The following is a 26,212-nucleotide window of genomic DNA, read 5'->3' on the forward strand; positions in this document are numbered from 1 at the left end:
AACAATTTCTACTACTCGCCGGTAGGATCTGCGGTCATTTGGTATCTGATGGTGACCCCGCGCGACGCGACCTCCAGTCGGACATGATGCCCGTTAAGGAAGAATTCATGTCCACTGCCGAGCGGTCAGTATGTCGCACGTGTCGGCGTTGTGGTAGGCGGCCTGTGGTCGCGTCCCCGGACTTTCTCCGGAGTCGTCCAGGTTTCGGATGATTGGGCGAGACAGCGGCCCGACAGCCGATTACCGTGATGGTGAGACGACCGACGACCAGACGGGTGAGCATGGCCAGTCCCAACCGCGACCAGGGAAACTCCACCGAGATCATCGACGAGGCGCTGCGCCTGGTGGACGCGCTGCAACGCAGGCTGATCGTCGCCGGCGTGCGCAGGGGGGTGAACAGCGTCACCTCCCCACCGCCCCGCAGGGGCGACGTGTGGGAGGAGGCCGTCAGAGAGGAGACGGAACCGGACGCCCCCGTGGCGGACCAGGTTCTCGGCATCGCCAGGGAGACCCTCCCCGAGGTGGGGCGCCACCTCAGCGCCGCGGGCGCCCTGGTGTTCGACGCGATGGGCCGCAGTCTGTCGGCGGTCGAGCGCTCTCTGCGGTACCGTCCCGGGGGCGACTCCGCCTCCTCCGACGCGAAGTGACGAGCCACCCATCACCAGGGCCGACCGACCGCTCCGACCGTCGACACTGGTTTAATCCAATGGTTTACTCCAATCGGCGAGACCCAGAGGCACTCGGACGTGAGCTCGGGCATGAGGTGAAAGGGAGCCGACCATGCGGTTGACGATCGGCGTGGACATCGGTGGCACCAAGGTGGCCGCCGGCGTTGTCGATGTTGACGGCCGGATCCTGGAGAAGGTCAAACACCCCACTCCCGCCGACGGTGACGCCCTCGCCGACGTGGTCTGCGACATCGTCGAGGAACTGGCGGCGCGCCACCCCCGGGGCGCCATCGGCGGGGTCGGGGTGGGCATGGCCGGTTTCGTGGACGAGAACCGCTCCACCGTGATCTTCGCCCCCAACCTGGACCTGTGCGGCGAACCGCTGCGCGACCGCATCCGCCGCCGGATCGACCTGCCGGTCGTCATCGAGAACGACGCCAACGCCGCGGCCTGGGGCGAGGTCCGCTTCGGTGCGGGCCGCGGCGTCGACCACGTGGTCTGCGTGACTCTGGGCACCGGAATCGGCGGCGGCATCATCGTCAACGGCCAACTGTTCCGGGGGCGCTACGGCGCGGGAGCGGAGATCGGCCACTACCGCGTCGTCGCCGACGGCCGCCCCTGCGGGTGCGGCAACCGGGGCTGCTGGGAGAAGTACGCCAGCGGACGCGCGCTGGTGGCCGAGGCGCGCACCCTGGCGCGCACCGCGCCCGCCCACGCCGAACGGCTGCTCAAGCTCGCCGGCGGAGACCCCGACCTCATCCAGGGCCACCACATCACCCAGGCCGCCCTGGACGGCGACGCAGCGGCGCTGGAGTGCTTCGCCACCATCGGCGACTGGGTGGGGCAGGGCCTGGCCGACCTCGCCGCGATCCTCGACCCGGAGCGGTTCGTCATCGGCGGCGGGGTCTGTGAGGCCGGGGAGATCCTGCTCAGACCGATCCGCGAGTCCTTCGCGCGTCACGTCACCGGCCGTGACGTGCGTCCGCTCGCCGACATCCGCGTCGCCGAACTCGGCTCGGCGGCGGGCATCGTCGGAGCGGGCGACCTGGTCCGCCTCTGAGACACCGCCGGGGAACCGAGGGGCCACCACGAGCCCTCGACCCGTGCGGCCGTACGGCCGCTGCCGGGAAACTGGGGCCGGGAGGGTTCCGGGACCCTCGATCCCGGGGGTCGTGTGGCCCCGGCCCCGTGGGGGTGGGCGAGAAGCGTTGCAGGACTCCTCCGCCCGAGGGGGCGGGCTGGCGCTGGAGTGGGGAGGCGCCCCGGCGCCGACCCACCCCCGCCTCCACCTCCCCGCACCCTGAAGGCCACTCCGCACCACGGGGCCCAGCCCCGTGGTGCCAGATGCTCTCCCCACCAACCCGCCAGTGAAGGCGCGGGCGGCCCGAGCGCTCCGCACTCCTGTCCACTCCGCCGCCACCCCGACTCGGCCCACCCCGGACCACATCCCGGGACCCCCTCACCGTTCCCCGGCATCTCGGCAGTGCCCCCAGTCCCCGGACACGGGCAGAACGCGGCGGACAGGGTAGTGCGGGGGGGTGACCACTGTGCTGCGCGTGCTGTCGTACAACATCCGATCACTGCGCGACGATCCCGCGGCCGTCGTGCGGGTCATCAGGTCCTGCCGCCCCGACGTGGTCTGCCTCCAGGAGGCGCCCCGGCTTCTGGGGTGGCGGCTCGGGCGCTGGCGGCTGGCCCGGCGCTGCGGACTGCGGGCGGCGGTGCGGCGCCGTCCGGGCGGACTGGAGATCCTCACCGGGCCCGGCGTCACCGTGGAGCGGCGCCGCCACCGGCGGCTGCGTCGCCACCCGCGGTTGCAACTGCGCGCCCTGTCGACGGCGGTCGTGCGGATGGCCGGGCGGCGCGCCGCCGTGGCGGTCAGCCACCTGGACCTGTGCGAGCGGGCGCGTCTGGAGCACGCGGAACAGGTCCTGGCGTTCCTGGAACGGGAGAACGCGCCGGTGGTGCTGGCGGTCGACGTCAACGAGGAGTCCCACGGTCCCGCCTGGCGGCTGCTGGCCGACCGCCTGGTGGACGCGGGAAGCGGCGCCGGACCGACGTTCCCGGCGCGCCGTCCGCGCAACCGTATCGACACGGTTTTCGTCGACCCGCGCCTGACCGTGCTGGCCGCGGGCGTTCCGCGGGAGCCGTCCGCCCAGGACCTGGCGGCGGCCAGCGACCACCTTCCGGTACTGGCCGAGATCTCCCTGGAGGAGTGAGGGGAGTTCCTGGACCAGTGCGGGGGAGTCAAGGGCATGGCGAGGCGTGTCGGTGGTGGCCCGGGGCAGGGTGCTCGGGGCGGCGGTGGAGTGGACGGGGGCGTGCAGCGCCTGGGCCGCCCGCGTCTCCACCGGCGGATTCACCGGGGAAGGTCCCTCTTGGGGGTTGGGGAGCCTGTGGTGCACGGCATCTCCCCAGTGCGGGGAGGTGGGGGCGTGGGGGGCGCCTCCCCACTCCTGCGCCAGCCCACCCCCTTCGGCGGGCCCTTTCCCACAACGCTTCTCGCCCATCCCCACGGGGCTGAGGCCACACGGCCCCCCTGGGGCCGAGGGTGCCCGGAGGTCTTCCCCCCGGGGCCGGTCGCCGGGGTTCCCCGGGGACCGGCTAGATGACCGCGCCGTCGTCGGGGCCGGAGGGACGGTCGCCCATGCGGATCAGCAGGACCACGAAACCGGTGACGAAGGCGCACAGGGCCACCAGGACCAGCCACCCGGGCACGGTCAGGCCGACCAGGGTGACGATCAGCAGCAGGGCCGGACCGCCGAGCAGGCCGGTCCAGGCGAGCCTGCCGACCAGGTCGCCGCGCGGCAGTGGCGGGGGCGGGGGCGGAACGAAACGCTCCTCGTCGGATTCGTCGCCGGGACCGGAGAGGTCCTCGGCGGGAGGGCGGAGCATCCGGGACGACGGGACCGGGGGGTCGGGATCGTCCAGAAGGGACGGGGGGTCGTCCCGCTCGGAGACGTTCTCGGCGTCGGGCCAGTCCCGTTCGGCGGAGTCGGAGTCGTAGAACCGCGCCACCAGGTCGGCCCACACCTCGTCCGGGTTCTCGGCCTCCGACCGCTCCGGCTCGGACGTCTGCTCGGTGGGGGAGGAGTCCAGGATCCGCTCGGCCGTCCCCGGCAGTTCCGTCCGCAGGATCTCCTCGGCGGCCCTCCGCTCCTTGGCGTCGACGTACAGGTGGTCGGTGGAGGCGTCGTCCCCGGAGTCCCCGCTCTCCTCGGTCACCGTGACCGCGTAGGCGGCGATGCCCGCACGACCCAGCGCTTCGAGCATGCTGTCGGCGAGCACGGGGGTGAGAAGGATCAGTGGGACATAGGAGTCGGCGAGCAGACCATTGCCACGGCGATCAGTCATGTTCTGCCCCTTCCCCGCTCCTGCCGTGTTCGCGCACGAAGGCGAGACTGCCGGCGAAGATGGTCTCCGCGTCGTTGTCCAGGGTGGCGACGTGGTAGCTGTTGTCGAGTTCGTGGACGGTGACCGTGGAACGAACCGCCCTCTTTGTGAGGATACGCAGACTCGCCGGGCCGACGACGTGGTCCTCGCGGCTCCGGTAGGCCAGGATCGGGGCGGTGATCAGGGGCAGATCGCGCCGGGTGGTCCGCCACAGCCGGGGCAGCGTGGCCGCGGCGGAGACCGGGATCCGGTCGTAGCCCACCTCGTAGGCTCCGGGCTTCTTGATGTCACTGGTCACCCCCCTGACCGAGGGCAGCAGCAGTTTCACCACGTGGGCCACGTGCAGCAGTCGGTCCTCCACCGCGATGGACGGGTTCACCACCACGACCCCCGCAACCTCGTCCGCGTGCACCTCGGCCAGGCGCAGCGCCAGGCAACCGCCCATCGACAGCCCCATCACGAAGACCTCGTCGCAAGACGAGCGGACGCGGGAGAACGCCTCGTCCACGGCGCCGAACCAGTCGTCGCCGGTGGTGGCGTTCATGTCGCGCCACACCGTGCCGTGTCCCGGAAGCAGCGGCAGGTCCACGGTGAGCCCCGCGGCGGCGAGCCGCTCGGCCCACGGCCGCATCGACTGTGGACTTCCGGTGAACCCGTGGCACAGGACGACGCCGGTACGCCCACCGGCGTGCCGGAACGGTTCGGCCTCCGCAAGCAACGGCATCTCGGCCCTCTCCAGGCGGCGGTGTGACCAACGCGGAACGCTGGAACTACGAAACTAGCCGAGCGTCGCGACACCCGGTACCCCTCGGCCGCCGCGTGGCGCGGCGGCTGCTTTGGCGGTGCCCCACCGAGGATGGGAAGATGACCACGATTGTCGGTGGCAGTGGGAGAACGAACGTGGCCGCGCCGGGCGGACACTCCCGCACACGTAGAGGTGGACCGTGTTCTACTGGGTGCTCAAGGCGACTCTCGGACCGGTGCTCGCGGTGCTGTGGCAGCCGCGCGCCTACGGGGTGGAGAACGTTCCCCGCCACGGTCCCGCCATCATGGTGGGCAACCACCTGTCGTTCTCGGACCACTTCTTCGGTCCGCTGCCCCTGCCGCGCAAGATCACCTTCCTGGCGAAGGCCGAGTACTTCACCGGCAAGGGCGTCAAGGGCTTCCTCAGCCGCCTGTTCTTCACCGGGGCGGGGCAGATCCCCATCGACCGCTCCGGCGGCAAGGCCAGCGAGGCCGCGCTGCGCACCGGCCTGCGGGTGCTCGAGCAGGGCAAGCTGCTGGGCATCTACCCCGAGGGAACCCGCTCCCCCGACGGCAGGCTCTACCGGGGGCGCACGGGCGTGGCCCGTATGGCGCTGGAGGCCAGGGTCCCGGTGATCCCGATGGCGATGATCAACGCCGACAAGATCATGCCGCCCGGCAAGGCCGTCCCCAAGCTGGGCATCCGCCCCATCGTGAAGTTCGGCAAACCCATGGACTTCTCCCGCTACTACGGGCTGGAGAAGGATCCGCGGGTGCTGCGCGCCATCACCGACGAGATCATGTACGCGCTGATGGAGCTGTCCGGCCAGGAGTACGTGGACCGCTACGCCCAGTCGGTCAAGGCCGAACTCGAGGCCGCCGCCCGGAAGGAGAGGCAGGAGGGGCAGCGGTCCAGGAAGGAGCAGCGCCGCGCCGAACGCGAGACGAAGCGGCTCCAGCGGGCCCGGCGCAGGGCGGAGCGCAAACGGGAGAAGAAGTCGCGGTCGTGACCCGCCGCCCGCCGCGGCGTGCTCCTGACCCTGCCGACCTGCTCGTTTGTGAAACCGTTTCCGGGTAGAGCATCGCGGGAGAGCGAACACGGAAAGCGAAAAAGCGCACGAGTTGGTCTCAACCCTCACGGGCGCTATGGTCTAGACCATATGATGGTCGCGGCGTGAGAACGCGGTCCTGCTGTGTGCGTTCCGCACCGGTGGGGCGACGCCCCGGCCGGGAGCGGCCGTTTTCGTGACACCCGTGACCCACGGGGTCCCAGACGATTTCAAGGAGTACACGCAAATGCGAGTCGGGGTTCTGACCGGGGGCGGCGACTGCCCGGGCCTGAACGCGGTCATCCGTGCGGTGGTCCGCAAGGGCATCAAGGACTACGGATACGAGTTCGTCGGCTTCCGCGACGGCTGGCGCGGTCCCCTCGAGGGCGACACCATGCCGCTGGACATCGACGCGGTCCGCGGGATCCTGCCCCGAGGCGGCACCATCCTGGGCTCCTCGCGCACCAACCTGATGAAGATCGAGGGCGGTGTCGAGCGGGTCAAGGACAACCTCGCCGGACTCGGCGTCGACGCGCTCGTCGCGATCGGCGGCGAGGACACCCTCGGCGTGGCGCGGCAGCTCCACGAGCACGACGTCAAGGTCGTGGGTGTGCCCAAGACCATCGACAACGACCTGAACGCCACCGACTACACCTTCGGCTTCGACACCGCGGTCAACATCGCCACCGAGGCGATCGACCGGCTGCACACCACCGCCGAGTCGCACCACCGCGCCCTGATCGTCGAGGTCATGGGCCGCCACGCGGGCTGGATCGCCCTGCACTCGGGCATGGCCGCGGGCGCCAACGTCATCCTGATCCCCGAGCGCCCGTTCGACATCGACGAGGTCGTCGCCCACGTCGAGAGCCGCTTCAAGACCAACTACGCGCCGATCATCGTGGTCGCCGAGGGCGCCCACCCGAAGGAAGGCCAGATGGAGCTGGCCAGCGGCGAGCGCGACGCGTTCGGCCACGTGCGTCTGGGCGGCATCGGCCAGCGGCTGGCCGAGGAGATCGAGTCCCGCACTGGCAAGGAGGCCCGCTCGGTGGTCCTGGGCCACGTGCAGCGCGGCGGCACCCCGTCGGCCTTCGACCGCGTGCTGGCCACCCGCCTGGGCGTGCAGGCCATCACCGCGGTCAACGACAAGGACTTCGGCAAGATGGTCGCCCTGCAGGGCACCGACATCGTCCGCGTGGACCTGGCCGCGGCCACCGAGGTCCTCAAGACCGTCCCGGTGGAGCGCTACGAGGAGGCCGAGGTCTTCTTCGGCTAGCGGACCGTCCCGCTGAACCGTCCGGCTCCCGGCGCACGGCGCGCCGGGAGCCGTCGTCCGTCCGCGGGCCGGTGGCGCGTCCGCGGAGCCCGCGCCGTGGCCCGGCCGCCGACGCGCGGACAAACCGGTTGCGTCGGTGGCCGATACTGGTAAACGGCGGTTCTTCCCGCGGACCGCATTCCGTCAAGCTCACATCACCGGAGGTACCGTCATGTCCGCCTCGCTCGACTCCGCGACCGTCGAAGCGCGCGCGGACGGCGCGGTCGGGACATCCGCGCAGGAGCTGGGCGAGCTGTGCGTGCTCATGAAGCTCGGCGAGATCGTGCTCAAGGGCAGCAACCGGCACCTGTTCGAGCGCCGTCTGCAGAACAACATCCGCGCCGCCGCCAAGGGCCTGCCCGACTTCAGGATCTCCCAGCGCAAGGGCGTCATCATGCTGCGCATGCCCGACGCCTCCGACCTCGACGTGGCCCAGCTCGCCGAGCGCATGCGCAACGTGATGGGTGTCGTGTGGGTCCACCTGGTGCGCCGGGTCGCCAAGGACCTCGACACCGTCACCGACGTCGCGGTGCGCTCCATGGCCGACCGCTCCGGTTCCTTCGCGGTGCGGGCCCGCCGCCGCGACAAGCGCTTTCCGATGACCTCCTCCGAACTGGCCGCGCACGTGGGCGGCGCCGTCAAGCAGGCCCACCCGCACCTGACCGTCAACCTCAAGCGGCCCGACCACGCGGTGCAGATCGAGGTCGACAAGGACGAGGTGTTCGTCTTCACCGAGGGCATGCCCGGCCAGGGCGGCCTCCCCGTGGGGATGAGCGGACGCGCCCTCGTGCTGATGTCCGGCGGTATCGACTCCCCGGTCGCGGCCTACCGGATGATGCGCCGCGGTCTCAAGGTCGACTTCCTGCACTTCTCCGGTATGCCGTTCACCGGCCCGGAGTCCATCTACAAGGCCTACAGCCTGGTCCGCCAGCTCGACCGCTTCCAGGGCGGCTCCCGGCTGTACGTGGTGCCGTTCGGCAAGGCCCAGCAGCAGATCCGCAACTCCGGGGCGGAGCGGCTGCAGATCGTCGCCCAGCGCCGCCTCATGCTCAAGACCGCCGAGGCCCTCGCCGACCGGCTGCACGCCACGGCGCTGGTCACCGGCGACGCGCTCGGCCAGGTCTCCAGCCAGACCCTGACCAACATCACCGCCCTGGACGACGCCGTGGACCTGCCGATCCTGCGTCCGCTGATCGGCATGGACAAGAGCGAGATCATGGACCAGGCCCGCACGATCGGCACGCTCGCCATCTCCGAGCTGCCCGACGAGGACTGCTGCACCATGCTCACCCCCCGCCAGGTGGAGACCGCGGCCAAGATCGCCGATCTGCGCCAGATCGAGAAGCGGTTGGACGTCGAGGAGGTCGCCGAACACCTGGCGACCAACGTCCAGATGCACCGCCCCAGCTTCCTGGGGGAGGAGAGCGCCGCCGTCTGACCTCCCGCGCCCGTTCCCGGGGCCGTGGCTCCGGGAACGGGCGCGGCGGTCGCTCAGACGCCGAGTACGGCGGGCTGCGGGGCCGGGGTCAGGGTGCGGCCCACCAGCGTGGGCAGGGTCGCCGCCAGGTGCGCCAGTTCGTCCAGGTCGGAGCCGGTCAGCGCCTGCGGCCCGTCGCACAGCGCCGTCTCCGGACTCGGATGCACGTCCACGATGATGCCGTCGGCGCCCACCGCGACCGCCGCGCGCGACAGCGGCAGCACCAGGTCGCGCTTGCCGCCCGAGTGCGACGGGTCCACGACCACCGGCAGGTGCGACAGCGCCTGCGCCACCGGCACCGCGCTGATGTCCAGGGTGTTGCGCGTGGCCTTCTCGAAGGTGCGGATGCCGCGTTCGCACAGCACGATGTCCAGGTTGCCGCGCTGGGCGATGTACTCGGCGGCCATCAGCCACTCCTCGATGGTGGCGCTCATGCCGCGCTTGAGCAGGACGGGCCTGCCCGCCTCGCCCGCGGCCTGCAGCAGCGCGAAGTTCTGCATGTTGCGGGTGCCGATCTGCAGCATGTCCGCGTAGGAGGCGACCAGTTCCACGTCGCCCGCGTCCACCACCTCGGTCACGATCGGCAGGCCCGTCTCGTCGCGCACGTCCGCCAGGATCTTCAGGCCCGCCTCGCCCAGCCCCTGGAAGGCGTAGGGGGAGGTGCGCGGCTTGTAGGCGCCACCGCGCAGCAGGGAGGCGCCCGCGCGCCGGGCCATCAGCGCCGCCTCCAGGGTCTGCTCGGGGGTCTCCACCGCGCACGGTCCGGCGATCACCGTCATGTGGTCGCCGCCGATCGGCACGCCCGCCACGCGCACCACCGACCGCTTCGTGGTGTTCTCCCTGCTGACCAGCTTGTAGGGGGTGGAGATCCGCAGTACGTCGGCGACGCCCGGAAGGGCGCTCAGGTCGAGGCTCCCGAACCGCTGGACATCGCCGACAAGCCCGATGATGGTCCGGCTCACACCCCGGGTCACATAGGCCGCACCGCCCGCGGAGGCGACGAGGTCCACGATTGAGTCGATGTTGTCGGAAGTGGCGTCGGGTGCCATGACGATGACCATTGAACGCTGTCCTTACACGCGGTGTGGAAAGTGGGACGCAGCGGGAGGTCCGGGCAGACAAAAAAGCCCCGGGCCTGTCGGCCCGGGGCTTCGAAGTCGTCCGTGTCAGCGCAGCGCTTGTCGGGCGACCGATCCCGTGGGCCGGTAGCCATAAAAGCGCCAGAAGTTCCGCTGCATGGGAGCGACTATAGCGCACGGGGAGGACGATGGTGAAGCCGTGGGGGGCATGGGAGGGGGAACGAGAACCTGAAAGGATGACAATGCACCGATGAGCAGGAGAGAGAGCGATTGTCTGAGCGACGGCTGCCACCAGGGCAGTATGTGCCGAGCGGATGGCCCGCCGTGCACTATGGCCCGGTGCCGCGGTTCCGCCCGCAGCGCTGGGACCTGCGGGTCTACGGTGCCACGGCGGGGGCGGGGCAGTACCGGTGGGACTGGACCGAGTTCGAGGAGTTGCCGCGCGTCGACGTGGTCGCGGACTTTCACTGCGTGACCAGGTTCACGATCACGGACGTCCGGTGGCGGGGGGTGGCCGCCGCCACCCTGGTGGAGCTCGCCCCGCCGGCCGAGGACGCGACCCACGTCATGGTCTGGGCCGAGTACGGCTACAGCGCGAACCTGCGCATGGACGACTTCCTCCGCCCCGACGTGCTGCTGGCCACCCACCGCGACGGGGAGCGACTGTCCCCCAAGCACGGACACCCGGTGCGTCTGGTGGTTCCGCACCTGTACGGCTGGAAGAGCGTGAAGTGGGTGCGCGCCATCGAGTACCTGACCGTCGACCGGCGCGGGTTCTGGGAGGAGCGCGGCTACCACAACGTCGCCGACCCGTGGGCCGAGCAGCGCTACTCCTACCAGGAGGAGCCCGGGGAGGGACCGCCCCTGGACTGAGCGGGCGCCGCCCGGACGCCCGCTCAGCCGAACGGGAACCAGGCCCGGTCGTCGTCGTCACCCCGGCCGAACGGGGAGGTCCAGATCTCGATCTCGGCGCCCTCCCGCGCCTCCCCCTTGGGGTTGTAGTCGTCGACGCGGTCGCCGATCACCTGGTGCACCGTGACGGTGAACCCCAGTTCCTCGAGTTCCTTGCGCGCCTTGTCGACCTTCCAACCGCGGATGTCGGGGATCTCGACCATCTCGGGTCCGGAGGAGACGGTGAGGGTCACGGTCTGCCCCGCTCCCACCGTGGTCTCCGCCTCGGGGGACTGCGAGACGACCTGGCCCTCGGGGACCTCGTCGTTGTTCTCCTCGACGACCTCGACCTCCAGGTCGCTGGCCTCCAGCAGCCTCTTGGCGTCGTCCACGTTCTGGCCCACCACGTCGGGCACGGGGAAGCCCGCGCTGATGGTCAGCGTCACGCTCTCCTCGCGGTCGGCCTGCTCCCCCGGTGCGGGCCTGGAGGTGATCACCGTCCCCGGAGGGTTGTCGTAGGAGGTGATCTCGTCCTCCACGACGTCGGTCAGCCCCACGTCCTCCAGGGCGTCGCGGGCCTCGGCCACCGAGGAGCCCTCGACGTCGGGCATCTCCACGTGCTGCGGCCCGTCCGACAGGATGAGGGTGACGAGCGTGCCCGGCAGCAGTTTGTCCCCGGCCGCCGGATCGGTACCGGCCACGGTGCCCACGGGGGCGTCGTCGCTGTACGTCGGCTCCTCGGCGGTCTCGACCCGGAAACCCAGGGCGCGCAGGTCCCGGCGGGCCTCGTCGCTCTCCTGGCCGACCAGGTCGGGAACGGTCTCGTAGCGGCCGTCGACCATCCACCAGCCGAACCCGACGGCCAGCACCAGCAGCAGCGCTCCGACCACCATCAGCGGGGTGCGCAGACCGGGCCCGGGAGGACGGTCGTCGTCGTAGTCGTCGTAGTCCACGGGCGGGAGGTCGACGGCGTGCAGCGTCTGGGTGTCGCCGTCCGACGTCTCGACCGGGGCCGGATCGGCGGGCACCGCCTCCACCACGGAGGTGGCGGCCGTCTCCGGCGTGGACGGCCGCTGCTTCAGGGCCTTCTCCGCCGCGAACACCGCGGCGAGGAACTGGCCGGCGTCGGCCAGTCGGTAGGCGGGGTCGCGTTCGGTGGCGCGCATCACCAGCGAGTCGACCTCGGGAGGAACGCCCGGCACCACCCGGGACGGACGCGGCACGTCCTCGTTGACATGCTGGTAGGCCACCGAGATCGGGGAGTCGCCGGTGTGCGGCTGTTGGCCGGTGAGTAGTTCGTACAGCATGATCCCGCACGCGTAGACGTCACTGCGGGCGTCGGCGGTGCTGTGTGTGATCTGCTCGGGCGCCAGGTAGGCGGCGGTGCCCATGAGCGTGCCGGTCTTGGTCAGACCCTGCTGGCTGGCCTCCACGGCCCGGGCCAGGCCGAAGTCGGCCACCTTGATCCGGCCGTCCCGGGTGATCAGGACGTTCTCGGGCTTCATGTCGCGGTGCACCATGCCCGCCTGGTGGGCGGCGCCCAGCCCGGCCAGCACCGGGACCATGATCCGCAGCGCCTCGACGGGGGAGAACCGGGTGCGGGCCCTGAGCGACTCGCGCAGGGTCTGCCCCGGCACGTACTCCATCGCCAGGTACACGTGCCCCCGGTCGCTGCCCTGGTCGTAGACCTGCACCACGTTGGGGTGGGAGAGCTTGGCGACCGCCAGCGCCTCGTTGATGAACCGCTGGACGAACTGCGGGTCCCGCGCCAGGTTCGAATGCATCACCTTCAACGCCACGCGACGGTCCAGTCGCAGGTCGTGAGCGAGGAAAACGGTCGCCATGCCACCATTGGCGATCCTCGAATCGACCCGGTACCGACCGGCGAGGGTCGTTCCAACAAGCGCGTCCGCAGCCGTCATGTCCACGAGGGGCAGTTTACGGGGGATTACGGAATCCGACGGTGTCAAGACGGTTTCTTCGTCGCGGGGCGGTCCACGACGGCGAACACCGGGGAACGGGAGGGTGAACACCCGCTCCCCGGAGATCGGTTCAGTCCTCGCGCGCCGGCGAGGAGGCGTGCGCGTAGCGCCGGACCGGGATGCGTCCGGCCAGCCGCGCCCGCCGCCCGGCGGACACCGCCTCGCGCATGGCGTGCGCCATCAGCACCGGGTCGTGCGCCCGGGTGACCGCGGTGGCCAGCAGCACCGCGTCGCAGCCCAGTTCCATCGCCAGCGCCGCGTCACTGGCGGTGCCTATCCCCGCGTCCAGGATGACGGGCACTCCCGCCTCCTCCACGATCAGTTCGATGTTGTGCGGGTTGCGGATGCCCATCCCCGAACCGATCGGCGCGCCCAGCGGCATCACCGCGGCGCAGCCCGCCTGCTCCAGCCGGCGGGCCAGCACGGGATCGTCGTTGGTGTAGGCGAGCACGGTGAATCCGTCGTCCACCAGCCGCTCGGCGGCGTCCAGCAGCTCCACCGGGTCGGGTAGCAGGGTGCGCTCGTCGGCGACCACCTCCAGCTTGACCCAGTCGGTCCGCAGCGCCTCGCGGCCCAGCCGGGCGGTACGCAGGGCGTCGACCGCGGTGAAGCAGCCCGCCGTGTTGGGCAGCGGCCGGATGCCGTTCTCCCGCAGCACGTCCCAGACCGATCCCTGGGCGCTCGGGTCGACCCGGCGCATCGCCACGGTGGTCAGCTCGGTGCCGGAGGCGCGCAGCGCGTCGGCCAGCACCCGCAGCGACGGCGCGCCACCGGTGCCCATGATGAGCCGGGAACCGAACTTCTGCCCGGCGATCACCAGGGGATCCTCGGCGACGCCGGAGCGGGGTGTCTCGGCCACGGTGTCGGTCATGTCAGCCTCCCTGGACCGCGGTGAGCACGTCGACCCGGTCGCCGGGGGACACCACGGTCTGCGCCCAGGCGGTCCTGGGCACCACGTCGTCGTTGAGCGCGACCGCCACCCCGGACTCCGCGCTGGTCAGTGAGCGCACCACGTCGGCCACGGTGGTGTCCGGATCGAGTCGGCGCTCCTCGCCGTTGATGATCGCGTTCACGGTCGTTCGACCCCTTCCGATGGTGAGGTGGCGGACGGGATGCGATCCGCCGCGAGATGGTCGGCGTACCCGGGCAGCCGCCCCGTGGCCAGGGCCTCGGCCATGGCGTCCCCGGTGGCCGGGGTGAACAGCACCCCGTGCCGGAAGTGCCCGACGGCCAGGTGAAGTCCCCGCACCCGGGTGGGCCCCAGCAGCGGCTCGTTGTCGGGCGGGCCGGGGCGCAGCCCCACGCAGGTCTCGGCGATCTCCAGTTCGGTGACCCCGGGAACCAGTTCGCGGGCGTCGCGCAGGATCTCCCAGACCCCGCCGACGGTCAGCCGGGTGTCGAAGCCCATCTCCTCCTGGGTGGCGCCCAGGACGATCTCACCGTCGGCGCGCGGCACCAGGTAGACGGGAGAGCCCCTGACCAGGCCGCGCACCGTGCGGGCCACGACCGGCTCCGCCCCGGCCGGGGTGCGCAGCCGCAGCAGTTGCCCCTTGACCGGCCGTAGCGGGGGCACCACACCGGCGGGCAGTCCGGCGATCCGGGAGGTCCACACGCCCGCGGCGAGCACCACCTGGCCCGCGTCGACGGTGGCGCCGCCGCCCAGGGCCACGCCGCGCACGGTGCCGCCGTCGACCACCACCCGCGTGACCCGGTCGGTCACGAACACCGCGCCGCGCGCCGCGGCGGCCGAGCGCAGCGCCGCGGCCAGGCGGCGCGGGTCCACCGAGTGGTCGTCAGGCGCCAGGATGCCGCCGCGCACCGAGGGGGCCAGCATCGGTTCGAGACGGCGGCACTCACGCGAGGTGAGACGCTCGGTCCTGACGCCGAGCCGGTCGCGCACCTCGCCCAGTTCGGTGAGCGTGGCCAGGTCGTCGGGGTCGAAGGCCACCTGGAGGGTGCCTTCGGTGCGGTAGCCCGGGTCGACGTCGGTGTCCTCGGCGAGCTCGGCGACGAAGCCGGGGTAGCGGTCCCGGGAGCACAGCCCGAAGCGCATCAGCGACTCCTCGCCGAAGACCGCCTCGGTCGCGGGGGTCAGCATGCCCGCGGCCACCCCCGACGCGGCGCCCGGCTCCTCGGCGCAGACCACGGTCACCCGCATGCCCAGGCGGGACGCCCGCCAGGCGGTGACCAGACCGATCAGCCCGCCCCCGACGACCAGTACGTCCGGGGATGAGCGCGTGTCCACAACGCTCCACTCCCTTCGCCGGTATGACCCGGATCAGGTTCTGCGGTCGGAGGCTGGCAGCCTCCCTCTCAGCCGGGTTCCACCCGGCTCCCGCGGGGATTTCGCTTCCGTCCGCATTCTAGGTCGCCCACGCACAGGCGGGGAAAAGACCCGATGAGTACGCCCAAAGCGATCACGGGCGGTGAGGGGAGGCGTCCGGGCGCGGGGTGTGGGAGATTGGAGCCGTGACCCAGATCGATCGTGACACCGATGCTCTCGTGGGTGAGTGGCTCACGCTCAGGCAGGCGGCCGCGGCGCTCAACGTCAGCCCCAACCGCGTCAAGCAGATGATCCGCGAACACAAGCTGCTGGGCGCCACCCGGGCGGGGGAGGTCTCGGTGCCCGCCGCGTTCGTCGTCGACGGCACCACCCCCAAGGGCCTGCAGGGGACGCTCACCCTCCTGGCCGACAGCGGCCTCACCGAGGAGGAGGCGCTGCGCTGGATGTTCACCGCTGACGACAGCCTCCCGGGCACCCCCATCGAGGCCATCCGGTCCAACCGCGGCACCGAGGTGCGCCGCCGCGCCCAGGCGCTGCTGCTGTAGATGGTCGGCGCCGGGAACCCTCCGCGGCACGGTGGTCCCGGCGCCAGGAGCGACGGAGGGAAGACGTGGACCAGACCCTGCGGGAACGGCTCGCCGCAGCCCGGCTGTACCTGTGCACCGACGCCCGCACCGAGCGGGGCGACCTCGCCGAGTTCCTCGAGGAGGTGCTGGCCGGGGGCGTGGACATCGTGCAACTGCGCGACAGGAACCTGGACGTGCGCAAGGAGATCACCGCGTTGGAGACCGTGCGCGAGGCGTGCGAGCGCCACGGGGCGCTGGTGGCGGTCAACGACCGCGCCGACATCGCCCACGCGGTCCACGCCGACGTGCTGCACCTGGGCCAGCGCGACCTTCCGGTGCACCACGCCCGCGCGATCCTCGGCGACCGCCCGCTGATCGGCCGCTCCACCAACACCGCGGAACTGGCCGCGGCGGCCGACCGCGAGGAGGGCGTCGACTACTTCTGCGTCGGTCCGGCGTGGGCCACCCCCACCAAGCCGGGACGCCCCGCGGCCGGTCTCGGCGAGGTGGCGAAGGTCACCGCGTCCGGTCCGACCCGTCCCTGGTTCGCCATCGGCGGTATCGACCTGGACAACCTCGACCAGGTGCTGGCCACCGGAGCGCGCCGGGTCGTGGTGGTGCGCGCCATCACCGAGGCCGAGGACCCGCGCGCGGCGGCCGCCGAGTTCAAACGCCGCCTGACGCAGGCCGGGACGCGCTGAGGAGCCGAAACGCCCGCTGAGCGGTCCGACCGCTCAGCGGGCGGGCACGCCGTACTTGTGGATCGCCGGGGCCTGGGCGGCCAGGATCAGCCCCTCGTGCCGGGCCCGGGCGGCGAGCATCCGGTCGAAGGGATCGCTGTGGTGGCGGGGGAGCGCTCCGGCGCGCGGTCCGTGCCCGACGGTGACGGGGAGCTCTTTGAAGCGGTGGTGCCCGATCCGGTGGGCGAGACCGTCCGGTGCCTCGAGTGTGCCGACCGATCTTTTGACACCGGTCTCCCCGCGCTGACGGAGCCCACGAACACCTCCGGCGAGTTCTCGATCGCTCTACGAGACCGGGTGGCAGCGGTTCGCTGCGGGAGAGCCACCGGAGCAGAATGTGTGTCCAGCAGGAGCTTCACTACGGCAGCTCCCCGTTGAAGCCCGCCAGGGTCCTCGCATCGAGTTCGTCGAAGTCGCCATGAATGACGGCCCTACCCTCCCAACCCCCTGGAGTACGCGGCGGCTTTTCGCGGCGCAGAGGGATCACCCGGCCAGGAGGCCCCCCGTTGGGGGGCAGGGTGACCTCATGTCCGGATTCGAGGTCACGCTGCAGTTCCGTGATCTGACGGCCGATGCCGTCGGGAGCATACTCGTGTTCCGGCTCCGTGAGACCGTCCGCTCCGGTTCCTCCTGGCGCCAGGGGAGCCGTCCGGTCACGGAGCCGCCACCGCTTTGCCGGAGCCGCCGAACAGCGGCGCGTGCGACAGCGCGCTGGGATTCTTGCGCAGGTAGCCCTCGATGGAGCGGGCCGGGTGGCCGGTCAGTCGCGCGACGGTCGTACTGACCGCGTCCAGCTCCCCGGCGGCGATGGCCGCGCACGCGCCGACGCGCGTCTCGACCTCCTGCTCGGAGGCGCCCCGGGAGCGGAGGAAGCCGACCGCCTCCTCGGTGGTCTGCGGGACGTAGACGATGGTCCGGCCGGTCAGCGTCGACAGCCGGGTGGCGGTGCGCCCCAGCGACACGGCCTCCGGTCCGGTGACGTCGTAGACCCGGTTCACGTGCGCCCGCGGGGCGCGCAGCACGGCGGCGGCCACGTCGGCGACGTCGTCGCGCGACACCCAGGCCACCCGCCCCTCCCCGGCCGGGCCGCGGATCGTGCCGTCCTCACCGATCCAACCGGGCAGCAGGTCCAGGTACAGGCTGGGCCTCAGGAAGGTGTGCGCCACCCCGGTGGCGCGGATGAGCGCCTCGACGGCGTGGTGGTCGCGGCCGAGCGCGCACGCCGCGTCCGCGGCCGCGTTGAGGAACGACAGGTAGACGATGTGGCGTACGCCCTCCGAGACGGCCGTCTCCACCACGCGGCGGTGCAGTTCCCCCCGGTCGCGCGCGTCGGCGGCGGCGACCAGGAACAGCACGTCCGCGCCGCGGACGGCGCGCCCGAGGGCGGGAAGATCCTCGTAGGCGGCCATCACCGCGCTGGACTTCGGCAGTTCGGGCGCGCGGTTGAGGTCGCGGACGACCAGCCGCTGCGGCAGGCCCAACCGTGCCAGTCGGGCGGCCACTCTGCCGCCGAGCGCCCCGGTGGCTCCGGTCGTCGCGATGATGCGTTCCGCTGTCAGATCCTCACCCATGTCTCCTTATCTTCGGCAAACGGCCCGTCGTGCGCACCTACCGGCGCGCCGGTGTCCGTCGGGCGGTCACCACGGGGGCTGCCTCCGAGGGCGCGGAGGTCTAGGATCGCCGCATGCACCCCAACGCTCGCAGGGTCGCCGACCTGCTCGCCGCCCACGGAACCTCCGGAACGGTCCGGGAACTGCCCGACTCCGCCCGCACCGCCGCGGCCGCCGCGGCGCAACTGGGCTGCGAGGTCGGCGCGATCGCCAACAGCCTCGTCTTCGCCGTGCGCCACGACGGCCCGCCCGAGGCCCCGGACGCCGACCTCCGCCCGGTCCTCGTCCTCACCAGCGGTGCCCATCGGGTGGACACCAAGAAGGTCGCCGTCCTCCTCGGGGCGGTGGAGGTCGTCCGGGCCACCCCGGAGTTCGTGCGCGCCCACACCGGCCAACCCATCGGAGGAGTGGCCCCCCTGGGACATCCCGCGCCGATCCCCACACTCGTCGACGAGTGGCTGGACCGCCACGACGTGGTCTGGGCGGCCGCGGGCCATCCGCACACGGTGTTTCCCACCTCGTTCGCGGAGCTGTGCCGCCTGACCGGCGGCACAGCCGCCGATGTCGGACAGGACCGCCTCTGAGGCGGGCGGAGCGCCTAGGGTGGCCGTGTGGACACCGAAATCGAGCTGTGGGAACTCGCCGCACCGGCCTTCGTCAGCGCGCTTCCCGCACTGATCGAGATCTATGCGGCCGCCATGGCCCCGCCGGAGGAGCAGCTTCCGGGACGGCAGGCCATCATGCGCCAGCACGCCGAGTACCCGCTGTTCCGCTCGGTGGTCGCCGTGATCGGGGCGGGGGACGCGGTCGGGTTCGCCTACGGGTTCCCCGGCCGCCCCGGACAGTGGTGGCACGACGTGGTCACCGCGGGACTGGCCCGCACCGACCCCGCGGCGGTGCGCCGCTGGTTCGCCGACTCCTTCGAGGTCGCCGAACTCCACGTGCTGCCGCAGTGGCAGGGCCGTGGAATCGGCCGGGCCCTGCTGCACCGGCTCACCGCGTCGCGCCCGGAGCGGACGGCGGTGCTGTCGACCCACACCGGCCCCACCCCCGCCCACGGGCTCTACCTGTCGTCCGGCTTCGTGGACCTGATCACCGACTTCTACTTCCCGGGAACCCCCGACCGGGCGTTCACCATCATGGCCGCGCCGCTGCCGCTGCGACTCCCGGTCGGTGGGCGCCCACCAGCCGCTGGTAGACCTCGCGGGTGGCCGTCGACCGGTTGAACGTGATGAAGTGGATGCCGGGCGCCCCCTCGGCCAGCAGCCGCTCGCACAGCCGCGTGGCGTGCTCGACGCCGAGCGCGCGCACCGCCTCGGGGTCGTCGGCCACCCGCGCGAACTCCTCGGCCAGGCGGGCGGGGAAGGGAGCCCCCGACAGTTGCTCGGAGCGGGCGATGGTCGAGTACCTGGTGACCGGCATGATCTCGGGGATGATCGGCACGTCGCACCCCCTGGCCGCCACCCGGTCCCGCAGCCGCAGGTAGTCGTCGGGCTCGAAGAACATCTGGGTGATCGCGTAGTCGGCGCCGGCCCGGCACTTGCGGACGAAGAACTCCACGTCGGTGTCGACGTCGGGGGAGCGCGGGTGCTTGTAGGGGAAGGCGGCCACACCCACGCAGAAGTCGCCGCTCTCCCTGATCAGCCGCACCAGTTCCTCGGCGTAGGACAGCCCCTCGGGGTGTTTGACCCACTCTCCCAGCGGGTCGCCGGGCGGGTCGCCGCGCAGCGCGAGCATGTTGCACACCCCCGCGCCCGCGAAGCGGCCGATGAGGTGCCGGAGTTCGCGCACGGAGTGGTTGACGGCCGTCATGTGCGCCACCGGCAGCAGTGTGGTGTCGGTGGCGATGCGCTCGGTCACCTCGACCGTCCGGTCGCGGGTGCCGCCGCCCGCGCCGTAGGTCACCGACACGAAGGACGGACGCAGCGACTCCAGTTCACGGATCGCCCGCCAGAGCATGCGCTCCCCGTCGGGGGTCTTCGGGGGGAAGAACTCGAACGAGAACGTGGGTTCGCCGGTTGCGAGCAGGTCGCTGATGCGGCGCGGCCGGGACACGGGACGCGTGGGTGATCCGAGCATGGCTTCAACTGTAATCGACCATGTCGGTGGGGTTTGTGGCGTGTCGGAGCGGAGACGGGTGTCGGAACAGCCGATAACCTGCCCTCATGACCTCCTCGCACATGTCTCCGGTCGCTTTTGTGCGCCCCGTGATCGACGCGGAGCTCGCGGCGTTCGTCGCGGGTCGACGCTCCCTGCTGTTGGAGATCGGCGCGGAGCTGGAGCCGGTCCTCAACGCGCTGGACTCCATGATCGGCGGCGGCAAGCGGCTGCGTCCGACGTTCTGCTACTGGGGGTGGCGAGGCGCCGGAGGCGGCGAGGAGCCCGGCGTGTACACGGCCGCGGCGGCACTGGAACTGCTCCAGGCGTGCGCGCTGATCCACGACGACGTGATAGACAACAGCGACACCAGGCGCGGCCAGCCCGCCGCGCACCGGAGGCTGGCCGCCCTGCACGAGCAGTCGGGGTGGAGCGGCGACCCGGAGGTCTTCGGGCGGGGGGCGGCGATCCTGCTGGGCGACCTGTGCCTGGCCTGGTGCGAGGACATGTACCAGTCGAGCGCGCTGCCGCCCGAGTCGCTGGCCGCGGGGCGCGGCCCCTTCGACCTGATGCGCACCGAGGTCATGGCCGGTCAGTACCTGGACCTGGTGGAGCAGGCCCGCGGCGCGGACACCGTCGAGGCGGCGCTGCGGGTGATGCGGTTCAAGTCCGCCAAGTACACCGTCGAGCAGCCGCTGTGCCTGGGCGCGGCGCTGGCGGGGCGGCACGCCGACCTCGCCCCCGTCTACACCGCCTACGGCATTCCGCTCGGCGTCGCCTTCCAGATGCGCGACGACGTGCTCGGCGTCTTCGGGGACCCGGAGGAGACCGGCAAGCCCGCGGGCGACGACCTGCGCGAGGGCAAGCGCACCGTGCTCGTGGCCGAGACGCTGCGCCGCGCCGGCGCGGCCGACGCCGAACGCTTCCGGAGGCTGCTGGGCGACCCGGACCTGGGGGCCGAGGAGGTGGCGTGGATGCGTTCGGTGATCACCGACAGCGGCGCGCTGGAGGCGTGCGAGGCCCGCATCGCCGACTACGTGGCCGACGCGACCCGGGCACTGGAGGACGACGCGGTCGCCGACGACGCGCGTTCGGCCCTGTCGGACCTGATCGTCGCCGCCACCTCGCGCAAGCACTAGACCCGGCCGGGACCGGGGAGCCCCGCAAGGTTTCGGTGCCTCGACCCGAGGGGTTCTGCGGCCGGGGCCGGGGAGCCGGGAGGAGAGTCTCCGGGGAGCCTGACCTTCAGGAGAAGTACCAGGTGGCCTGGGCCTGAAGGGGCGTGAAACCCCGGTTCTCCGGGAGGGTTCGGGGTGCCCCTGGCTCCGGGGGGTCTTGTGGCCCCAGCCCGAGGGGAGACTTCCAGGCCGCCTTGACCCCACGGGGCCGGTGCCACAAGGCCCCCCGGGGCTGAGGCCATCTGAAAACCCCCTCGGGGGCCGAGGCTTCACCAACCTCTCGGGTCCAGGCCACCGGGAACTCTCCCTCCGGGGCTGAGGCCGCAGGACTCCCGCCGGGGTTCCCCTCACCCGTTCTTCTCGTGTTTCCCCAGGCCAAAGGGGTTGACGAACAACTGTTCGAGGATGTTCACTGGAATCAGCTCGAACTGCCTTTCGGCCTTGACGGCTGTGGAGTCCCCCGAGTCGGGCTCGTTCCGGGGCGGCCGCCCCCTTGGCGCTCCGGGACGTGAGCGGTCGGGCGGGGGGAGGGGAAGCCCCTCGCTCGACCGCGGCCACAACGGCGATCGGCCTGGAGGTGACGGCCCCATGTCCCAACCGGCGATCTTCTCCGTCTCCGAGGTCACGCGGCGTCCGCGCAGAACGCTGGCTCCGTCGGTGGCTCCCGCGCTGAGAGCGGCGCGGTCCCATCTGCGTGACGCGAAGGAGGCGCGCTCCGCGCCCGAACGCTACGTCAGCGCCCATCTGGCCGCCCTGCGCGCGGCGGCGGCGGTCCTGGCGCAGCGCTCGGACCCGGCGGCGCGGTCGGGTCGCGGCCGCCGACCGCGCAGCGCCTGGGAGCAGTTGCCCGCCGCCGCACCCGAACTCGCCGAGTGGGCGGCGTTCTTCGCGGCCGGGGCGGCGAAACGCGCCGCGGCCGAGGCGGGACTGACCAACGCCGTCACCGGGGACGAGGCCGACGCCCTGGTGCGTGAGGCCGGGGTGTTCCTGTCCGTGGTGGAGTCCCTGCTCGGCTGCCACCCGTCGCACCGCGCGGGGTGAGTCCGAAGTCCCGCGGACACACGACGGCGGCCGCTCCCGTCAGGGAGCGGCCGCCGTCGTCTGATCGCCTCCCGCCCCTCGCGGGGAGGGGCGCCCTCAGCGGCTCGGCGCCCCGGCGAGGAGTCGGTTGCTCCTCGGCGGTCCGGGACCGGACACCGTCCGGTCGGCACGCCCGGAGCGGTCCACCGGACAGGCTCCGGCGGACCCCGGAATCCGGCGGACCCTAGAAGGCGTCCACCGCGCGCCGGGCCTCGGGGTCGAGCACGCCCCAGTTGATGAGCTCCTCGGTCAGGTCGGCGGGCGAACGGTCGTAGATGACCGCCAGCGAGCGCAGGTCCTCCTGGCGGATGGACAGCACCCGGCCGTTGTAGTCGCCGCGCTGGCTCTGGATGGTGGCCACGTAGCGGGCGAGCGGTCCCGCCTTGTCCTGGGGCAGTTGCTGCATGCGCTCCAGGTCGATGACCAGCTTGGGCGTCGGGCCCAGCGGCGTGGGCGCGGCCCCGCCCGGCAGCAGCTCCGACATCGGCACGCCGTAGAAGTCGGCGAGTTCGGCCAGTTTCTGCACGGTCACGGCACGGTCGCCACGCTCGTAGGAGCCGACCACGACGGCCTTCCAGCGTCCGTGGGACTTCTCCTCCACGCCGTGTAGGGACAGACCCTGCTGAGTGCGGATGGCGCGCAGTCGGGCGCCCAGGGCTTTTGCGTATTCCGATGGCATTTTTCTCGTGCTCCCCGGCCGTGAAAGTGGCTGAGATGGGCGGCGGGACCCGCGGCGGGTTCGTTGCGCGAACCCCGTCGCGTCGAAAACGACCTGTGTGCGGCTCAGTCGGCGACTCGCGGAATCACACCCCCACAGTGGTTACGGACAGTGACGGTAGGGCGGTGCAACCTCTCAGGTCAAGCCGTTGGGTGAAAACGCGACGATTCAGTGGCCAAACTGTGTGTAAGTGAGGCGACTCTCATACGCTCCCCAAACGGGACACAACGGATCGGCCGTCCCCTTCCAAAGTCCTGTCTCGCAGCGTTTCTCCGCTGGTGGTGGCGCTGTTTTGCGCGGTGCGCGCACCTGCTGAGCCCGGATGTTCGCGGAGAGTCAAGGACTCTGAGCGTGATCACTCTCATACTTTTCGGTTGTTGCGTCCATGCTACGTCACCCGGGGAAACCGGCGCTGGTACCGTGAGAGCCGTCCGACGTCCTTTAACGACCTGTCCAGTGAGGCAGGGAAGGAGGTCAGCTCGTGCATGCCCGAAAACATGCCGACGGCGAGCGACCAGACCAGACAAGAGCGGTCCTCGAGGGTCCCGAGATCGGCCGGGCCCTGACCCGCATCGCCCACGAGATCCTGGAACGCACCAAGGGCGGAGACGATCTCACCCTGCTGGGCATCCGCACCGGGGGCGTCCCGCTCGCCCGGCGACTCGCCGAGCGCATCGAGCGGGTGGAAAACCGCAGTGTTCCCTGGGGCGCACTCGACATCACCATGTACCGCGACGACCTGCGGATGGCTCCCGCCCGCGCGCTGGGCCGCACCGAGATCCCCGCCGAGGGCGTCGACGGACGCGTCGTGGTCCTGGTCGACGACGTGCTCTTCTCCGGCCGCACCGTCCGCGCCGCCCTGGACGCGCTCAACGACCTGGGCCGCCCCCGCGCGGTGCAGCTCGCGGTCCTGGTCGACCGCGGCCACCGCGAACTTCCCATCCGAGCCGACTACGTCGGCAAGAACCTGCCCACCTCGCTGCGGGAGAGCGTCACCGTCCTCCAGGAGGAGCCGCACGGACGCGACGCCGTCCTCATCGGTCCGGCCAAACCGCGCCCCGGCGCCGAGCCCGCGGCGACCGGCCCGACCGCGTCGGAGGTCGACCGCTGATGCGACACCTGCTCTCCACCGGGGACCTGACCCGCGACGAGGCCGTCCTGATCCTCGACACCGCCAAGGAGCTCGCCCAGGTCGGCGAACGCTCCGTCAAGAAACTGCCGACCCTGCGCGGCCGCACCGTGGTCAACCTCTTCTACGAGGACTCCACGCGCACCCGGATCTCCTTCGAGGCCGCGGCCAAGCGCATGTCGGCCGACGTCATCAACTTCTCCGCCAGGGGTTCCAGCGTCGCCAAGGGCGAGAGCCTCAAGGACACCGCGCTGACCCTGCAGGCCATGGGCGCCGACGGCGTGGTCATCCGGCACAGCGCCTCGGGCGCCGCGCGCCGCCTCGCCGACTGGGTGGACGGCGCGGTCGTCAACGCGGGCGACGGCACCCACGAGCACCCCACGCAGGCCCTGCTGGACGCCTTCACCATGCGCGAGCGCATGGGACGGCTGGAGGACCTGCGCGTGGCCGTCGTCGGCGACATCCGGCACAGCCGCGTCGCCCGCTCCAACGTGCTGCTGCTCAACACCCTGGGCGCCGAGGTCACCCTCGTGGCCCCGCCCACCCTGCTGCCCGTCTCGGTGGGCACCTGGCCCTGCTCGGTCTCCTACGACCTGGACGAGGTGCTGCCCAAGAGCGACGTCGTGATGATGCTGCGGGTGCAGGCCGAGCGGATGAACGCGTCCTTCTTCCCGTCCGCGCGCGAGTACAGCCGACGCTACGGCCTGGACGCCGACCGCTTCGCGCGGATGGCCGAGCACGCCATCGTCATGCACCCGGGCCCCATGATCCGCGGCATGGAGATCTCCGCGGAGGTCGCCGACTCGCCCCGCTCCACCGTCGTGGAGCAGGTCACCAACGGGGTCAGCGTGCGCATGGCCGTGCTGTACCTGCTGCTGGGCGGAGCGATGCAGACAACGGGGAACCAGGGGGAGACCAGATGACCGACACCAAGCGCTACCTGATCCGCGACACCCGCGTCCTGGGCGGCGAGCGCACCGACATCCTGCTGGGCTCCGGCCGCATCGAGCAGATCGGCGCGGACCTGCCCGCAGACGGGGCCGAGGTCGTCGACGCGGCGGGGGCGATCGCCCTGCCCGGACTGGTCGACCTCCACACCCACCTGCGTGAACCCGGACGCGAGGACGCCGAGACCGTCGCCACCGGTTCGCGGTCGGCCGCGATGGGCGGCTACACCGCCGTCTTCGCCATGGCCAACACCGACCCCGTCGCCGACACCGCCGGAGTCGTCGAGCAGGTCTGGCGGCTGGGCCGCGACGCGGGCTACTGCGACGTGCACCCCGTGGGCGCGGTCACCGTCGGCCTGGGCGGCCGGCAGTTGGCCGAACTCGGCGCGATGGCGGACTCCCCGGCCCGGGTGCGCGTGTTCTCCGACGACGGCATGTGCGTCTCCGACGCGCTGCTCATGCGCCGCGCCCTGGAGTACGTCAAGGCCTTCGGCGGGGTCGTCGCCCAGCACGCCCAGGAGCCGCGGCTGACCGAGGGCGCCCAGATGAACGAGGGCGTCGTCTCCGACCGGCTGGGCCTGGCGGGCTGGCCCGCGGTCGCCGAGGAGGCGATCATCGCCCGCGACTGCCTGCTCGCCGAGCACGTCGGCTCGCGCCTGCACGTCTGCCACGTCTCCACCAGGGGGTCGGTGCAGATCATCCGCTGGGCCAAGAGCCGCGGCTGCGACGTCACCGCGGAGGTGACCCCGCACCACCTGCTGCTCACCGACGAACTCGCCGAGAGCTACGACCCGGTCTACAAGGTCAACCCGCCGCTGCGCACCGCCGAGGACGTCGAGGCGCTGCGCGAGGGACTGGCCGACGGCACGATCGACATCGTGGCCACCGACCACGCGCCGCACCCCAGCGAGGCCAAGGAGACCGAGTGGGGCCAGGCCGCGATGGGAATGCTCGGCCTGGAGACGGCGCTGTCGGTGGTGCAGCACACGATGGTCGACACCGGCCGCCTCGACTGGGCCGGGGTGGCGCGGCGCATGTCGGCCACTCCCGCCCGGATCGGCCGCGTCACCGACCAGGGCCGCCCGGTCGCCGTCGGGGAGCCCGCCAACATCACGCTCTACGACCCGACCGCCACGCGGGTGGTCGACCCCTCCGCGATGGCGTCCAAGAGCCGCAACTCGCCCTACGTCGGCATGACGCTGCCGGGCCGCGTGCTCGCCACCTTCCTGCGCGGGGTTCCGACCGTCCTCGACGGGAAGATCCAGTGA

Annotated in this window: 26 protein-coding genes and 1 riboswitch; of the genes, 16 read left to right on the forward strand and 10 right to left on the reverse strand. The window is 71.8% G+C overall.

What is annotated here, in order from left to right; genetic code table 11:
- Nucleotides 1-281 precede the first annotated feature (281 nt).
- The 3 genes from NI17_RS02535 to NI17_RS02545 all read left to right on the forward strand — a co-directional run bounded on the left by NI17_RS02535 (nucleotide 282) and on the right by NI17_RS02545 (nucleotide 2,887).
- Nucleotides 282-647, forward strand: coding sequence for a hypothetical protein (locus NI17_RS02535; protein WP_234401797.1), 366 nt, complete (start codon nucleotides 282-284; stop codon nucleotides 645-647).
- A 133-nt stretch (nucleotides 648-780) separates the two neighbouring features.
- Nucleotides 781-1,728, forward strand: coding sequence for an ROK family glucokinase (locus tag NI17_RS02540; RefSeq protein ID WP_068689749.1), 948 nt, complete (start codon nucleotides 781-783; stop codon nucleotides 1,726-1,728).
- A gap of 478 nt (nucleotides 1,729-2,206) precedes the next feature.
- Nucleotides 2,207-2,887, forward strand: a complete 681-nt coding sequence (locus NI17_RS02545) for an endonuclease/exonuclease/phosphatase family protein (protein ID WP_068689746.1) — start codon at nucleotides 2,207-2,209, stop codon at nucleotides 2,885-2,887.
- 385 nt (nucleotides 2,888-3,272) lie between these two features.
- Here NI17_RS02545 and NI17_RS02550 read toward each other — a convergent pair whose 3' ends face one another.
- Together NI17_RS02550 and NI17_RS02555 are read right to left on the reverse strand one after the other, a co-directional pair.
- Nucleotides 3,273-4,022 carry a hypothetical protein gene (locus tag NI17_RS02550; protein ID WP_068689744.1) on the reverse strand — a complete coding sequence of 250 codons (750 nt, stop codon included), beginning with the start codon at nucleotides 4,020-4,022 and terminating at the stop codon, nucleotides 3,273-3,275.
- On the reverse strand, nucleotides 4,015-4,785 hold the full coding sequence (locus tag NI17_RS02555; RefSeq protein WP_119267976.1) for an alpha/beta hydrolase: 771 nt from the start codon (nucleotides 4,783-4,785) through the stop codon (nucleotides 4,015-4,017). Before NI17_RS02555 ends, NI17_RS02550 begins: the two co-directional genes overlap by 8 nt.
- 220 nt (nucleotides 4,786-5,005) lie before the next feature.
- Here NI17_RS02555 and NI17_RS02560 point away from each other — a divergent pair, with 220 nt between their 5' ends.
- The 3 genes from NI17_RS02560 to thiI all read left to right on the forward strand — a co-directional run bounded on the left by NI17_RS02560 (nucleotide 5,006) and on the right by thiI (nucleotide 8,604).
- Entirely contained in the window at nucleotides 5,006-5,815 is an 810-nt protein-coding gene (locus tag NI17_RS02560) for a lysophospholipid acyltransferase family protein (protein ID WP_068689743.1), read from the forward strand.
- Nucleotides 5,816-6,101: 286 nt separating this feature from the next.
- Nucleotides 6,102-7,127, forward strand: coding sequence for a 6-phosphofructokinase (locus NI17_RS02565; RefSeq protein ID WP_068689741.1), 1,026 nt, complete (start codon nucleotides 6,102-6,104; stop codon nucleotides 7,125-7,127).
- Between the two features lie 211 nt (nucleotides 7,128-7,338).
- Nucleotides 7,339-8,604 carry a tRNA uracil 4-sulfurtransferase ThiI gene (thiI, locus tag NI17_RS02570; RefSeq protein WP_068689739.1) on the forward strand — a complete coding sequence of 422 codons (1,266 nt, stop codon included), beginning with the start codon at nucleotides 7,339-7,341 and terminating at the stop codon, nucleotides 8,602-8,604.
- Nucleotides 8,605-8,657: 53 nt separating this feature from the next.
- On the opposite strand, the gene aroF is transcribed toward thiI, so the two are convergent.
- Complete coding sequence (gene aroF / locus NI17_RS02575; RefSeq protein ID WP_068689737.1) at nucleotides 8,658-9,704, reverse strand: 3-deoxy-7-phosphoheptulonate synthase; 1,047 nt, start codon at nucleotides 9,702-9,704, stop codon at nucleotides 8,658-8,660.
- A gap of 288 nt (nucleotides 9,705-9,992) precedes the next feature.
- Here aroF and NI17_RS02580 point away from each other — a divergent pair, with 288 nt between their 5' ends.
- Nucleotides 9,993-10,595 (forward strand): molybdopterin-dependent oxidoreductase, encoded by a 603-nt coding sequence (locus tag NI17_RS02580; RefSeq protein ID WP_068689735.1) that lies wholly within the window; start codon nucleotides 9,993-9,995, stop codon nucleotides 10,593-10,595.
- Between the two features lie 23 nt (nucleotides 10,596-10,618).
- Here the strand turns inward: NI17_RS02580 and pknB are convergent, their stop codons facing one another.
- The 4 genes from pknB to thiO form a co-directional block, all read right to left on the reverse strand.
- Nucleotides 10,619-12,535, reverse strand: a complete 1,917-nt coding sequence (pknB, locus tag NI17_RS02585) for a Stk1 family PASTA domain-containing Ser/Thr kinase (protein ID WP_234401783.1) — start codon at nucleotides 12,533-12,535, stop codon at nucleotides 10,619-10,621.
- A 130-nt stretch (nucleotides 12,536-12,665) separates the two neighbouring features.
- Entirely contained in the window at nucleotides 12,666-13,466 is an 801-nt protein-coding gene (locus NI17_RS02590) for a thiazole synthase (protein WP_068689730.1), read from the reverse strand.
- Nucleotide 13,467: 1 nt separating this feature from the next.
- A complete protein-coding gene (gene thiS, locus NI17_RS02595; RefSeq protein WP_068689728.1) occupies nucleotides 13,468-13,668 on the reverse strand; it encodes a sulfur carrier protein ThiS in 201 nt (66 codons plus the stop codon).
- Nucleotides 13,665-14,840, reverse strand: coding sequence for a glycine oxidase ThiO (gene thiO / locus NI17_RS02600; RefSeq protein WP_068689726.1), 1,176 nt, complete (start codon nucleotides 14,838-14,840; stop codon nucleotides 13,665-13,667). The genes thiS and thiO overlap by 4 nt, the downstream gene beginning before the upstream one ends.
- Nucleotides 14,834-14,944, reverse strand: a riboswitch (TPP riboswitch). It overlaps the preceding gene by 7 nt.
- 120 nt (nucleotides 14,945-15,064) lie before the next feature.
- Between thiO and NI17_RS02605 the strand changes: the two genes are divergently transcribed.
- Together NI17_RS02605 and thiE are read left to right on the forward strand one after the other, a co-directional pair.
- A complete protein-coding gene (locus tag NI17_RS02605) occupies nucleotides 15,065-15,424 on the forward strand; it encodes an Rv2175c family DNA-binding protein (protein ID WP_068689724.1) in 360 nt (119 codons plus the stop codon).
- 65 nt (nucleotides 15,425-15,489) lie between these two features.
- Nucleotides 15,490-16,146: a thiamine phosphate synthase gene (gene thiE, locus NI17_RS02610; protein ID WP_068689722.1), complete on the forward strand. Its 657-nt coding sequence runs from the start codon at nucleotides 15,490-15,492 to the stop codon at nucleotides 16,144-16,146.
- A gap of 692 nt (nucleotides 16,147-16,838) precedes the next feature.
- Here the strand turns inward: thiE and NI17_RS02615 are convergent.
- Complete coding sequence (locus NI17_RS02615; protein WP_119267664.1) at nucleotides 16,839-17,756, reverse strand: SDR family oxidoreductase; 918 nt, start codon at nucleotides 17,754-17,756, stop codon at nucleotides 16,839-16,841.
- 113 nt (nucleotides 17,757-17,869) lie between these two features.
- Here NI17_RS02615 and NI17_RS02620 point away from each other — a divergent pair, with 113 nt between their 5' ends.
- Nucleotides 17,870-18,379, forward strand: coding sequence for a YbaK/EbsC family protein (locus NI17_RS02620; protein ID WP_119267665.1), 510 nt, complete (start codon nucleotides 17,870-17,872; stop codon nucleotides 18,377-18,379).
- 27 nt (nucleotides 18,380-18,406) lie between these two features.
- A complete protein-coding gene (locus NI17_RS02625) occupies nucleotides 18,407-19,021 on the forward strand; it encodes a GNAT family N-acetyltransferase (protein WP_119267666.1) in 615 nt (204 codons plus the stop codon).
- Here NI17_RS02625 and metF read toward each other — a convergent pair.
- The gene (metF, locus tag NI17_RS02630) at nucleotides 18,933-19,874 is read right to left on the reverse strand and encodes a methylenetetrahydrofolate reductase [NAD(P)H] (RefSeq protein WP_119267667.1); all 942 of its coding nucleotides are present in this window, start codon (nucleotides 19,872-19,874) and stop codon (nucleotides 18,933-18,935) included. The genes NI17_RS02625 and metF overlap by 89 nt on opposite strands.
- 86 nt (nucleotides 19,875-19,960) lie before the next feature.
- Here metF and NI17_RS02635 point away from each other — a divergent pair, with 86 nt between their 5' ends.
- Nucleotides 19,961-21,031 carry a polyprenyl synthetase family protein gene (locus NI17_RS02635; protein WP_068689720.1) on the forward strand — a complete coding sequence of 357 codons (1,071 nt, stop codon included), beginning with the start codon at nucleotides 19,961-19,963 and terminating at the stop codon, nucleotides 21,029-21,031.
- 627 nt (nucleotides 21,032-21,658) lie between these two features.
- Nucleotides 21,659-22,111 (forward strand): SAV_6107 family HEPN domain-containing protein, encoded by a 453-nt coding sequence (locus NI17_RS02640; protein ID WP_068689717.1) that lies wholly within the window; start codon nucleotides 21,659-21,661, stop codon nucleotides 22,109-22,111.
- Nucleotides 22,112-22,334: 223 nt separating this feature from the next.
- Here NI17_RS02640 and bldD read toward each other — a convergent pair whose 3' ends face one another.
- A complete protein-coding gene (gene bldD, locus NI17_RS02645) occupies nucleotides 22,335-22,829 on the reverse strand; it encodes a transcriptional regulator BldD (RefSeq protein WP_068689715.1) in 495 nt (164 codons plus the stop codon).
- A gap of 520 nt (nucleotides 22,830-23,349) precedes the next feature.
- On the opposite strand from bldD, the gene pyrR reads away from it, so the two are divergent.
- From pyrR to NI17_RS02660, 3 genes are read left to right on the forward strand one after another with little or no spacing between them, the layout of a single operon-like run.
- Complete coding sequence (gene pyrR, locus NI17_RS02650; protein ID WP_068689713.1) at nucleotides 23,350-23,979, forward strand: bifunctional pyr operon transcriptional regulator/uracil phosphoribosyltransferase PyrR; 630 nt, start codon at nucleotides 23,350-23,352, stop codon at nucleotides 23,977-23,979.
- Nucleotides 23,979-24,920: an aspartate carbamoyltransferase catalytic subunit gene (locus NI17_RS02655; protein ID WP_068689712.1), complete on the forward strand. Its 942-nt coding sequence runs from the start codon at nucleotides 23,979-23,981 to the stop codon at nucleotides 24,918-24,920. The genes pyrR and NI17_RS02655 overlap by 1 nt, the downstream gene beginning before the upstream one ends.
- Nucleotides 24,917-26,212: a dihydroorotase gene (locus tag NI17_RS02660; protein ID WP_068689711.1), complete on the forward strand. Its 1,296-nt coding sequence runs from the start codon at nucleotides 24,917-24,919 to the stop codon at nucleotides 26,210-26,212. Before NI17_RS02655 ends, NI17_RS02660 begins: the two co-directional genes overlap by 4 nt.

It is taken from the genome of Thermobifida halotolerans, assembly GCF_003574835.2.
Classification (GTDB): domain Bacteria; phylum Actinomycetota; class Actinomycetes; order Streptosporangiales; family Streptosporangiaceae; genus Thermobifida; species Thermobifida halotolerans.